This is a genomic window from Bradyrhizobium tunisiense, assembly GCF_042263385.1.
GTDB lineage: Bacteria > Pseudomonadota > Alphaproteobacteria > Rhizobiales > Xanthobacteraceae > Bradyrhizobium > Bradyrhizobium tunisiense.
Genome location: NZ_JBHLEV010000001.1, coordinates 217,217 through 228,478, shown reverse-complemented (window position 1 = coordinate 228,478; position 11,262 = coordinate 217,217). Strand labels below are relative to the sequence as shown.

7 protein-coding genes are annotated in these 11,262 nt (G+C 65.3%); 4 read left to right on the top strand and 3 right to left on the bottom strand.

Annotated features, from left to right (window positions below):
- Positions 1-30: 30 nt before the first annotated feature.
- From ACFDR6_RS01065 to ACFDR6_RS01055, 3 genes are read right to left on the bottom strand one after another with little or no spacing between them, the layout of a single operon-like run.
- The gene (locus ACFDR6_RS01065) at positions 31-480 is read right to left on the bottom strand and encodes a GNAT family N-acetyltransferase (RefSeq protein WP_212087993.1); all 450 of its coding nucleotides are present in this window, start codon (positions 478-480) and stop codon (positions 31-33) included.
- A complete protein-coding gene (locus ACFDR6_RS01060) occupies positions 480-1,508 on the bottom strand; it encodes a peptidoglycan -binding protein (protein ID WP_212087995.1) in 1,029 nt (342 codons plus the stop codon). The genes ACFDR6_RS01065 and ACFDR6_RS01060 overlap by 1 nt, the downstream gene beginning before the upstream one ends.
- Before the next feature lie 4 nt (positions 1,509-1,512).
- Complete coding sequence (locus tag ACFDR6_RS01055) at positions 1,513-2,532, bottom strand: flagellar motor protein MotA (protein ID WP_212087997.1); 1,020 nt, start codon at positions 2,530-2,532, stop codon at positions 1,513-1,515.
- A gap of 169 nt (positions 2,533-2,701) precedes the next feature.
- Between ACFDR6_RS01055 and ACFDR6_RS01050 the strand changes: the two genes are divergently transcribed.
- The 4 genes from ACFDR6_RS01050 to ACFDR6_RS01035 all read left to right on the top strand — a co-directional run bounded on the left by ACFDR6_RS01050 (position 2,702) and on the right by ACFDR6_RS01035 (position 11,246).
- Positions 2,702-3,727, top strand: a complete 1,026-nt coding sequence (locus ACFDR6_RS01050) for an SAM-dependent methyltransferase (protein ID WP_375857097.1) — start codon at positions 2,702-2,704, stop codon at positions 3,725-3,727.
- A 293-nt stretch (positions 3,728-4,020) separates the two neighbouring features.
- Positions 4,021-6,618, top strand: coding sequence for an autotransporter family protein (locus tag ACFDR6_RS01045; protein WP_375857096.1), 2,598 nt, complete (start codon positions 4,021-4,023; stop codon positions 6,616-6,618).
- A gap of 266 nt (positions 6,619-6,884) precedes the next feature.
- A complete protein-coding gene (locus tag ACFDR6_RS01040) occupies positions 6,885-8,081 on the top strand; it encodes an efflux RND transporter periplasmic adaptor subunit (protein WP_212088000.1) in 1,197 nt (398 codons plus the stop codon).
- A gap of 6 nt (positions 8,082-8,087) precedes the next feature.
- A complete protein-coding gene (locus tag ACFDR6_RS01035) occupies positions 8,088-11,246 on the top strand; it encodes a multidrug efflux RND transporter permease subunit (RefSeq protein ID WP_212088001.1) in 3,159 nt (1,052 codons plus the stop codon).
- Positions 11,247-11,262: the final 16 nt, after the last annotated feature.

Here is an 11,262-nt window from a genome sequence, read left to right as displayed (position 1 = left end):
AGCGCTGCGATCGTCGCCTCACCCGCACTGTCATCGCCCGCGCCATTCCATCTTCAGCACCGGCCGCCCGGAGGTCGGGTTCACATCGTCCCCGGCATGGGCAAAGCCGTTGCGTTCGTAGAAGCGGATGGCGCGGCTGTTGTCCTTGTTGACGAGCAGCGTGATGCCTGATGGCGACAGGCGCTTGGCCTCTTCGACCAGCAGCTTTGCGGCATCCGAGCCCCAGTGATCGGGGTCGACCACGAGCTGGTCGAGATAGCCCTCGCCATCGATCGTGACGAAACCGATCGGCCCGCCATTCAGTTCCGCCACCACGATCCGGGCCTTCGGCACCAGATCCTTGCGCCAGCGCTCGCGCCACCATTCCAGACGGGCCGCGAAGTCGATCTGCGGATAGGCCTGCTGCCAGGTGCGATGCCAGAGGTCGATCGAGGCTGCTTCGTCCTCGGGGCGATAGGCGCGGAGGTGGAGGGCGCTCACTACCGCTCCGTCAGCTTCAGCTCGATGCGGCGGTTCCGCTTGTAGGCTTCTTCGGTGTTGCCGGCATCGAGCGGCTGGAATTCGCCGAAACCGGCCGCGACGAGGCGCTGGGCCGGCACGCCGAGCGAGACCAGATATTGCACCACCGAGATCGAGCGCGCAGCCGACAGGTCCCAGTTCGACTTGAAGTTCGCACCGCTCACCGGGCGGACGTCGGTATGGCCGTCGACGCGCAGCACCCAGGGGATCTCGCTCGGGATCTTCTTGTCGAGCTCGATCAGCGCGGTCGCCAATGTGTCGAGTTCCGCACGGCCCTCGGGCAGAAGCATCGCCTGTCCGGTGTCGAAGAACACTTCGGACTGGAACACGAAGCGGTCGCCGACGATGCGGATGTCGGGCCGGTTGCCGAGGATGGCGCGCAGCCGGCCGAAGAACTCCGAGCGGTAGCGCGACAATTCCTGCACGCGCTGCGCCAGTGCCACGTTGAGGCGAGAGCCGAGATCGGCGATCCGGTTCTGTGATTCCTTGTCGCGCTTCTCGCTGGCGTCGAGCGCTTCTTCCAGCGCCGCCAGCTGCCGGCGCAAAGCGCTGATCTGCTGGTTTAGCACCTCGATCTGCGCCAGCGCCCGCGCCGAAACGGCCTTCTCCGAGTCCAGCGCCTTGCCGAGCTCCGAGGTCTTGCCTTGCGCGTCGTTGCCGGCGGCAGCCAGGCCGTCATAGAGGCCCTTGATGCGGTCGCGCTCGCTCTCGGCGGAGGCGAGGCCGGCCTTCAGCGATGAGACCTGATCGTCGAGCGTGAGCTTGCCGAGCTTTTCGAGCGACAACAGCTCGTTGAGCTGCGCGATCTTGGCGTTGAGTTGCTCCAGCGCCTTGTCCTTGCCAGTGACCTCCTGCGACAGGAAGAACTGCACCACCAGGAATACCGACAGCAGGAACACGATCGACAGCACCAGCGTCGACAGTGCGTCGACGAAGCCGGGCCAGTAGTTGAGGCCGCCGTCGCTGCGGCGGCCGCGCGCTAGAGCCATATCGCTAACTCTTCTCCGGCTGGCGTGCGAGCCGTTCCAGCAGCCGCCGGATCTCGCGGTTCTGCTCGCCCTGGCCATCGGCCCATTCGCGGATCATCTGCTGCTCGGTGCGCATGTGCGAGACCAGTGCCTGGATGGCTTCGGCAAGGCTTGCCATCGCGGCCGTGGTGCCGCGGCTGGCGCTGCCTTCCTCGAGCACGGAGCGCAAGCGTTCGACCGCGGCCTGGAGCTCGCCGCTGGCGACCCCGCCGCCGCCACCGGAAGCGACCGCGACTTCGCCGCTGCCATATTCCCGCACCGTGGTGGCGAGCCAGTCTTCGAGGTCGGTGTAGAAGCGGTTCTGCGCCTGGCTCGATTGCAGATCGAGGAAGCCGAGGATCAGCGAGCCGGCAAGGCCGAACAGGGAGCTCGAGAACGAGATGCCCATGCCGCCGAGCGGGGCGGCGAGGCCCTCCTTCAGCGTGTCGAACAATGCGCCGGAATCGCCGCCGACCTTGAGCCCGTCGATCACCTTGCCGACCGAGCCGACCGTCTCGATCAGGCCCCAGAAGGTGCCGAGCAGGCCGAGGAAGACCAAAAGGCCGGTCATGTAGCGCGAGATGTCGCGGGCTTCGTCCAGGCGGGTCGCGATCGAATCGAGCAGGTGCCGCATGGTGGTCTGGGTGATCGACATCCGCCCCGAGCGCTCGCCGCCGAGGATCGCCGCCATAGGCGCCAGCAGTTTCGGGTGCCGCGCCGGCGCCAGGCCGGGATCGGCGATGCGGAAATTGTTGACCCAGGACACTTCAGGATAGAGCCGGATGACCTGGCGGAAGGCCAGGATGATGCCGATGAACAGCACCGCCCCGATCAGGGCATTGAGCCCGGGATTGGCGAAGAAGGCCTGGATGATCTGCTTGTAGAGCACCACGCCCACCAGCGTGCACAGCACCAGGAAGACGAGCATCCGCACCAGGAAGACGCTGGGTGAGGACAGTTTGGTGTACTCGATATCCATGGTGGAGCGGGAAGTGCCAGGCGGCATGGCCGGTATCATCCATTACGTAAGCTTGCTTGCGGCGCGCACTATGGCACAGCGCCGGCCCAAAAAAAGCGCCGGATGAGCCGATTTCGGGGACAGCTCGGGGAACCCGGAGCCGAAGCGGCGCTTTGATAGCCGGGTATCTGCAGAAGTTCGCCATTCGGGGGGGCGCATGAGCGTCGTTTCCGCGATCATCGGGACTGCCGAACGGGTGCCGCTTCCGGACGTGGTGATCCGCGCCGCGATCCAGCGCCTGTGCTCCCGCAGCGCAACCCGCCTCGCCGCACATGACGCCGCCGCCGACGCCGCTTTCGCCGGCCGGATGATGCTGCGGCCGATCGCTGGGGATGCCGAGGCCGGGGGCGGCGAGGTGCCCGCTTCGTTCTTCGCCGACATGCTCGGCCCCAGCCGCAAATTCTCCTGCTGTTTCTACAAGACCGGTGCGACCACCCTGCAGGAGGCGGAGGAGGAGGCGCTGCGCCAGACTGTCGAGCATGCCGGTCTTGCCGACGGCCAGACCATCCTCGAGCTCGGTTGCGGCTGGGGCTCGCTGTCGCTGTGGATGGCCCGGCAGTTTCCGCATGCTGAGGTGACGGCGGTGGCGACCTCGCAGGCGCAGCGCGCCCATGTCGAGGAGCAGGCGCAGCGGCGCGGCTTGCCGAACCTTCGCGTGGTCACAGCGGACATGAACGTGTTCGCGCCCGACGGCCAGTTCGACCGCATCGTCTCGGTCGAGATGTTCGAGCGGATGATGAACTGGCGGAAGCTGATGACGCGCCTGCGGACATGGCTCGCGCCCGACGGCCGCTTCTTCATGCAGATCGTCACCCATCGCTCCGGCTCGCAGCTGTTCGACCGGCTGGATCGCGACGACTGGATCGCGCAGCACGTCTTCACCGGCGGGCTGATGCCGAGCCATCACCTCGTGAGGCAATTCGGCGACATCTTCACGGTCGAAAAGGAATGGTGCTGGAGCGGCACGCATTATCAGCGCACCGCGAACGACTGGCTCGCCAATTTCGATACGCATCGGGACGCGATCGAGGCGTCGTTGCGCAAGGCCCATGGCGAGCAGACCGCACTTTGGCTGCGGCGCTGGCGCTGGTTCCTGCTCGCGACATCGGGCCTGTTCGGCTACGCCGATGGAACCGAATGGGGCGTCAGCCAGTATCGGATGAAAGCGGCCGGAGCGGATTGACTTCTAAAGAAGTCGTTAAGTGTGTTGCGTTGTGCGGACGGCACACGCCGGGTATTTCTTCGAGCAAACACGTTTCGATTGTTGTCTGATTGTTTCCGCTCGCTTAAGCCTCGCAGACGTCCTTCGTGAATCACATGATAAGAAAATCCGCACCCTCGAAGCTGTGGACCCAATTGGAATAGTGTATGCGTGAATGCATCCGGGCTGCCTCGATCCGTAGACGGCAGGAAAATCGGCCCTTCCGGAATCAGTTTCGAACCAGACCATCTTCCCTCTGTACCCGAATATTTCGCTTGCTTCTGGCCAGCCTGTCGGCAGCGGCGCTGACGGTCGCCTCGATAGGATCGGCCTCGGCCCAGGCCAACTGGACCGGCGCGACCAGCAACGACTGGACGGTCGGCAGCAACTGGTCGGGCGGAGTGGTCCCAATCGCGGGCAACGTCGTCAACATCAATTCGACCTCGCCAAACCCGACCGTGCTCGGCGCCAGTGGCGCAGCGGTCGGAGCGACCGGAAGCCTCTTCCTTGGCGGATCTTCCAGCAGTCTGACGATTCAGAACGGCAGCACGCTGACGAGCAACGGCGCGTCTCTCGCGATTGGAGTCGCAGGCGGGAATAACGGCACCGTGACTGTCAGCGGCGCCGGATCGCAATGGATCACATCCGGCGATCAGATCGAAATCGGCGCCAGTGGCAACGGTACGCTCAACATCCAGAGTGGCGCCAGAGTCGTCGCCCAAACAGGGGTTTTTCTCGGAACCTTCGCAGGCGGCACAGGCACGCTGAATATCAATAGTGGCGGCACGCTCGAGACGATCAACCTCGCGAAGGGCGGTTCAGGAGCCGGGCAGGTCAATTTCGATAACGCCACCCTGCGCGCCCGGATAAACAACAACTTCTTCATCAGTGGATTTTCGCCAGGGACGCTCAATATCGCGGCGGGCGGCCTGACCGTCGACAGCCAGGCTTTCACTGTGAGCGCGGGCGCCGGTTTTTCCGGCGTCGGCGGATTGACCAAGACCGGCGCGGGCACCTTCAATCTCCGCGCAGCCAATACCTATGCTGGTGCGACGGTGATCCAGGCCGGCACGCTCGCCCTCGCCAGCAGTGGCTCGGTTGCAGCGTCGAGCCGGGTCGTCGCAAACGGAGCCTTCAGCATCTCGGGCATCACTGCTGCCGGCACCAGCATTCAAAGCCTGGCAGGAACCGGCACCGTCGCGCTGGGCGCGAAGAATCTCACCATCACCAACGCGAACGATCAGTTCGCCGGAGTGATCGGCGGCACCGGCGGCGTGACGCTCGCTGGCGGCACCCAGACGCTGTCGGGGAGCAACAATTACACCGGCGCGACCACTGTGAACGGCGGCATCCTCCGCGCCGGAGCCGCGAATACATTCAGCGCCGCCTCGGCCTTCACCGTGGCCTCCGGCGGCACGCTCGACCTGGCCGGCTTCAATCAAACGCTGACTTCGCTGGACAATGCCGGCACGGTCAGCCTCGGCGGCGCGTCGGGCACCACGCTGACCGTGGCCGGCAATTATGTCGGCAATGGCGGCACCGTGCAGCTCAACACCCGGCTCGGCGACGACAGTTCGCCGACCGACCTGTTGCGGGTGCAGGGGAGCACGTCGGGCACATCGTCGCTGCGCATCACCAATGTCGGCGGCAGCGGCGCGCAGACCGTCGAGGGCATCAAGGTGGTCGACGTAGCAGGCGCGTCCAACGGCAGCTTTTCGCTGCTGGGCAGCTATGTCTTTCACGGCGAGCAGGCGGTGGTCGGCGGGGCCTATGCCTATACGTTGCAGAAGAACGGCATCGCTAGTCCCGGCGACGGCGATTGGTATCTGCGCTCGAGCCTGATCAACCCGCCGCCGGTGACACCCCCCGGTCCGCTCTACCAGCCCGGCGTTCCGCTGTACGAGAATTATGCGCAGGTGCTGCTCGGCATGAACGATCTGCCGACGCTGCAGCAGCGCGTCGGCAACCGTTATTGGGGCGGCAGCGATGCGTTTGCGCGCGCCGGTGGCGCGACGACGATGCCGGGCGCGGCTTCACCGCCGCCGACGGCGTTCTGGAGCCGTATCGAAGGCGGGCATTCCGACCTGCAGCCCTCCAGCACCACCGGCTCGACCTACAAGGCCGACCATCTGAAAGTGCAGACCGGGCTCGACGGCCTTGTGCTGGAGAACGAGCGGGGCCGCTTGTTCGTCGGCCTCACGGCGCAATACGGCCTGACGACCGCCGATGTCGCCTCGTTCTTCGGCAACGGGCGTATCCGCGTCGAGGGCACGGGCGTCGGCAGCACCCTGACCTGGTATGGCGACAACGGCTTCTATGTCGACGGTCAGGCGCAGTCGATGTTCTATCGCAGCGATCTGTCCTCCGTGCCGGCCGGCAGCCTGATCCACGGCAATGAAGGCTTCGGCTACGCCTTCAGCGCCGAAGCCGGCAAGCGGATCGGTTTGGGCAGCGGCTGGCTGCTGACGCCGCAGGCGCAGTTGTCCTATTCGAAGGTTGCCTTCGACGGCTTTGCCGATCGGTTCGGCGCGCCGGTGGCGTTGCGCGATGGCGACAGCCTGCTCGGCCGCGCCGGGCTTGCCCTCAACCATCAGAGGACCTGGAACGACGGCACCGGCATCGTGCGCTCCGACGTCTACGGCATCGCCAACCTGCGCTACGAGTTTCTCGACGGCACCAACGTCGATGTCGCCGGCACCGGTTTTGCCAATGCGCAGGACCGGCTGTGGGGCAGCATCGGCGGTGGCGGCACCTATAGCTGGGCCAATGGGCGCTACGCTGTGTTCGGCGAGGTCTCCTACAATGCGAGCCTCAACAACAGTGCGGACAACCGCAATTACAAGGGTACCGGCGGCTTCCGCCTCACCTGGTGATCGACGCCGCCTGCCGGGGGCGGGAGCACCGCTCGTTGCGGTCTTCTGTCGCGGCACGCGGGGATGGAACCGGACTCACAATCGGGTGAGCTGTAAAAAACGCCAAGAACTCAGCACCATAGCCCGTGTGACATTGAGCCGCCCGCGCGATGCGTTGCATTGCAGCAGATGCACTCTATTTTGGCGGCATCAGCCGCGTGCAAAAGGCCCAGAACGGGCCTCGCGCGAGCATGACCAGTTTCAACAATTTTGGGGCACCCCACTTCATGTCAGGACTTCGTGCGCGATCGGCATGCGTTGCAATGATGCTCGCGGCCTTGGCGCCGCTGTTGGCGGGCTGCGATGAATCCAGCTCCGCGATTTCTGCCGCGCCTCCGTCGGCTCCTGACGTCAGCATCGTGATCGTGAAGCCGCAGTCGCGCGCCATCGTGCGTGAGCTGCCGGGCCGCATCGCGCCGACCCGCGTCTCCGACGTGCGGCCGCGCGTCTCCGGCATCGTGGTGGAGCGCCTGTTCCGCCAGGGCAGCGAGGTGAAGGCGGGCGATCCGCTCTACCGCATCGATACGCGCCCGTTCGAGGTCGAGGTGCAAGCTAACGAGGCGGCGCTGGCCAAGGCCGAGGCCGCTGCGATGCAGGCGCATCAGCAGGCACGCCGCGTCGCTGCGCTCACCAAGGACCGCGCCGCGCCGGAGGCCGAAAACGAGAAGGCGATCGCGGCCGAGCGCCAGGCCCATGCCGACGTCGAGGGACGCAAGGCGGACCTCGCGCGCGCCAAGCTCAATCTCGACTATGCGACCGTGCGTGCGCCGATCGACGGCGTCGTCGGTGCGGCCCTCGTCAGCGAGGGCGCGCTCGTCGTGCAGAACGAGACCAATCTCGCCAGCATCCAGCAGCTCGATCCGATCTATGCAGACTTCACCCAGTCGGTGAACGAACTCAATCAGCTTCGCCGCGCCTTCGAAACCGGCGATCTCGAGCGTATTGCGTCCGACACCGCCAAGGTCCGGCTCGTGCTCGACGACAACACGATCTATGCGCTCGACGGCAAGCTGTTGTTCTCCGATGCCAAGGTCGATGCCCATACCGGACAGGTGACGCTGCGTGGCCAGTTTCCCAATCCCAAGCGTGAGCTCCTGCCCGGCATGTATGTCCGCGTCCGTCTCGACCAGGGTCTCGATTCCGACGCGATCGCGGTGCCGCAGCAGGCGATCCAGCGCAATGGCGGCGGCGGCAGCGAGGTGTTCGTCGTCAAGGACGACAACCACATCGCCGTGCAGGCGGTGCGCACCGGCTCGGTGCAGGACGGCCTCTGGTTCGTCACTGAAGGCCTGAAAGCCGGTGACAAGGTCGTGGTCGAAGGCTTCCAGAAGTTCGCAGCCGGCGACAAGGTCAAACCGCAATCCTGGTCGGAAGCCGACGCGACCGCGGACAACCGGCACGCCGCCCAGCAACTCACGCGGTAACGCGGCATGGCGAGCTTCTTCATCGACAGGCCAATCTTCGCCTGGGTGGTCGCGCTGTTCATCTGCTTGATCGGCGCGATCGCCGTGCCGCTGCTCCCGATCGCGCAATATCCGATCATCGCGCCGCCCTCGATCTCTATCTCGACCAGCTATCCCGGCGCCTCGCCGGAAAACCTCTACAACAGCGTCACGCGGCTGATCGAGGAGGAACTCAACGGCGCCGCCAACATCCTCAACTTCGAATCGACCAGCGACTCGCTCGGCCAGGTCGAGATCATCGCCAACTTCCAGCCGGGCACCGATACCAGCGCCGCCTCGGTCGAGGTGCAGAACCGCATCAAGCGCGTCGAGGCGCGCCTGCCGCGCGCGGTGATGCAGCAGGGCATTCTGATCGAGGAAGCATCCAGCGCGGTGCTGCAGATCATCACGCTGAATTCGACCGATGGCAGCCTCGACGAGGTCGGCCTCGGCGACTTCATGATCCGCAACGTGCTGGGCGAGGTCCGCCGCATTCCCGGCGTGGGCCGCGCCACGCTGTACTCTACCGAGCGCAGCTTGCGCGTCTGGGTCGATCCGGCCAAGCTCGTCGGCTACGGGTTGACCGCCGACGACGTCAACAAGGCCATCACCGCACAGAACGCGCAGGTCGCCTCGGGCAGCATCGGCGCCGAGCCGTCGACGTCGAGCCAGCGCACCTCCGCGCTGGTGCTGGTCAAAGGCCAGCTCTCGTCACCGGACGAGTTCGGCGCCATCATCCTGCGCGCCAATGCCGACGGTTCGACCGTACGCTTGCGCGACGTCGCGCGTGTCGAGGTCGGTGGTCTCAGCTATCAGTTCAACACGCGGCTCGACGGCAAGCCGACCGCGGGCCTCTCCGTCCTGATGTCGCCGACCGGCAACGCGCTGGCGACCGCGAGCGCGGTCGAAGAGAAGATGAAGGAGCTGTCGCGCTTCTTCCCGGCCAACATCACCTACGAGATCCCCTACAACATCACGCCCGTGGTCGAGGCCTCGATCAAGAAGGTGCTGACGACGCTCGTCGAAGCCGTGGTGCTGGTGTTCGTGGTGATGTTCCTGTTCCTCCAGAACATCCGCTATACCATCATCCCCACCATCGTGGTGCCCGTGGCGCTTCTGGGCGCCTGCACCACGCTTCTGCTCGCCGGCTACTCCATCAACATGCTCTCGATGTTCGGCATGGTGCTCGCGGTCGGCATCCTCGTCGACGACGCCATCGTCGTGGTCGAGAACGTCGAGCGCATCATGTCCGAGGAAGGACTGCCGCCGAAGGAAGCGACGCGCAAGGCGATGTCGCAGATATCCGGCGCCATCATCGGCATCACGCTGGTGCTGATGGCAGTGTTCGTGCCGATGGCATTCTTCCCGGGGTCGGTCGGCATCATCTATCGCCAGTTCTCGGTGACCATGGTCGCCGCGATCGGTTTCTCCGCCTTCCTTGCGCTGTCGTTGACACCGGCGCTGTGCGCGACCCTGCTCAAGCCGGTCGCGGCCGGGCACGGTCATGCGAAGAAGGGCGTGTTCGGCTGGTTCAACCGCCTGCTCGAAGGCATCAAGGAACGCTATTCGCGCACCGTCGGCTTCTCGCTGAACCGCACCGGCCGCCTGATGCTGGTCTATGTCGCTCTGCTGGTCGGCCTGTCCTGGGCCTTCGTCAATCTGCCTGGCGGCTTCCTGCCCGTCGACGACCAGGGCTTCATCACCACCGACGTGCAGACGCCCTCGGATTCGTCCTATGCCCGTACCGAGGCCGTGATCGAGAAGGTGGAAAAATACCTTGCCGCACGGCCGGGCGTCGACAACGTCACCTTCCTCACCGGCTTCAGCTTCTCCGGCCAGGGCATGAACACCGCGCAGGCCTTCATCACCTTGAAGGACTGGTCGGAGCGCGGGCCGAAGGATTCCGCTTCAGCGATCGTCAACGACGTCAACCGCGACCTGGGCTCGTCGATCCGCGACGCAAAAATCTCGGCGCTGCAGCCGCCGCCGATCGACAATCTCGGCAACTCCTCTGGCTTCTCGTTCCGCCTCCAGGACCGCGGCCAGAAGGGCTATCAGCAATTGATGCGCGCCGCCGATCAACTGATTGCCGAGGCCAATGCGAGCCCGGTGCTGCAGAAGGTCTATATCGAGGGCCTGCCCGAGGCAGGCGTGGTCAATCTCATGATCGATCGCGAGAAGGCCGGCGCCTTCGGCGTCACCTTCGAGGACATCAACAACACGATCTCGACCAATCTCGGCTCGAACTACATCAACGACTTCCCGAACCGCGGCCGCATGCAGCGCGTCGTGGTGCAGGCCGACGCCCGCGACCGGATGCGGACTGAGGACATCCTCAACTACAACGTCAAGAACAGCCGCGGCCAGCTTGTGCCGTTCTCGTCCTTTGCCACGGTGGAATGGGCGCGGGGACCGACGCAGATCGCCGGTTTCAATTATTATCCGGCGGTGCGCATCTCCGGTGAGGCGAAACCCGGCTTCACCTCGGGCGACGCCATCGCCGAGATGGAGCGGCTCGCCGGCAGGCTGCCGCGCGGCTTCGGCTATGAATGGACCGGGCAGTCGCTCCAGGAGAAGCTCTCGGGCTCGCAGGCGCCGTTCCTGCTGGCGCTGTCGGTGTTCGTGGTGTTCCTGTGCCTCGCGGCACTCTACGAGAGCTGGACCATCCCGCTCGCGGTGCTGCTCACCGTGCCGCTGGGCATCGTCGGTGCGGTCGTCGCAGCGACGCTGCGGAGCCTGCCCAACGACGTCTACTTCACCGTCGGCCTGATCACCATCATCGGCCTCGCGGCAAAGGACGCGATCCTGATCATCGAATTCGCCAAGGATCTGCGAAAAGAGGGCAAGCCGCTGGTGGAAGCCACCATCGAAGCCTGCCGCCTGCGCTTCCGCCCGATCCTGATGACGGGTCTTGCCTTCATCTGCGGCGTGCTGCCGATGGCGATTGCGCATGGCGCCGGCGGCGCCAGCCAGCAGGCGCTCGGCAGCGTCGTGATGGGCGGCATGATCGCGGTCGTGATCCTGGCGCTCTTGATGGTGCCGGTGTTCTTCGTCTCGGTGCAGCGCGTGCTCGCGGGAGACCGGGAGCCGAAGGCGAAGGAGGGTGCGGCGTACGGACCGCCCGCGCCGGCAAGGACCGGCCACTGACGGTTTTTCCGTCATT